Annotated in this window: 1 protein-coding gene and 1 pseudogene; one reads left to right on the forward strand and one right to left on the reverse strand. The window is 70.2% G+C overall.

Features of this window, described 5'->3' with window-relative positions; translation table 11 throughout:
- A pseudogene (locus tag EAO76_RS41710) lies at positions 1–438 on the reverse strand (transposase); the annotation flags it as partial.
- On the opposite strand from EAO76_RS41710, the gene EAO76_RS41715 reads away from it, so the two are divergent.
- Positions 435–718 (forward strand): transposase family protein (locus EAO76_RS41715; protein ID WP_148841447.1); only part of this gene is annotated, 284 nt, incomplete at its 3' end. The pseudogene EAO76_RS41710 and the gene EAO76_RS41715 overlap by 4 nt on opposite strands.

Here is a 718-nt window from a genome sequence, read left to right on the forward strand (position 1 = left end):
CTTGCGGTGGGAAGCGTTGTGTTCTTCTTTCCAGTCCGGGAGTTCGGTCTGGCCGCGTTCGCGGCGGTGCGGAATGATCGGGCCGGTGCCGCGGTAGCCGCCGTCCGCGATCACCGTGGTCCTGCCGACGGCGTCCTTCGCGCCGGACAACTCCCACGCTTTGCAGTCGTTGCGGTTGCCGGGCAGCGGCCGGCCGACGGCGACGACGAGCCGGGTGTCCGCGTCGATGACGACCTGGTGGTTGGTGGAGTACCGGTAGTTCTTCGACCGCTCGGCGACGGTGTGGTCGCGGGTGGGCASCAGGGTGCCGTCCACGATCAGCACGGTGTCCTTGCGGAACCGCCTGCGCGGCTGGAGCGCGAGCGAAGGGCCCAGGTGATCGACGATCCGGTCGGCCGCCGACTTCGACACCCCGAACAACGGAGCCGTCCTGGATAGTCCCGTTCACCGGGCTGAGCCCGCGGCAGTTCGGCAAGCTGGTCACCGCGCTGCGGCGCGAGGGTGCCGACCCGGTCCGCAAGGGCCGGCCCTGGAGTCTGCCGCTGGAGGACCGGGTCCTGCTGGTCGCCGCGTACTGGCGCACGAACCTCACCCTGCGCCAACTGGCTCCGTTGTTCGGGGTGTCGAAGTCGGCGGCCGACCGGATCGTCGATCACCTGGGCCCTTCGCTCGCGCTCCAGCCGCGCAGGCGGTTCCGCAAGGACACCGTGCTGATCGT

This window comes from Streptomyces sp. sk2.1 (genome assembly GCF_008120935.1).
Taxonomy (GTDB): Bacteria; Actinomycetota; Actinomycetes; order Streptomycetales; family Streptomycetaceae; genus Streptomyces.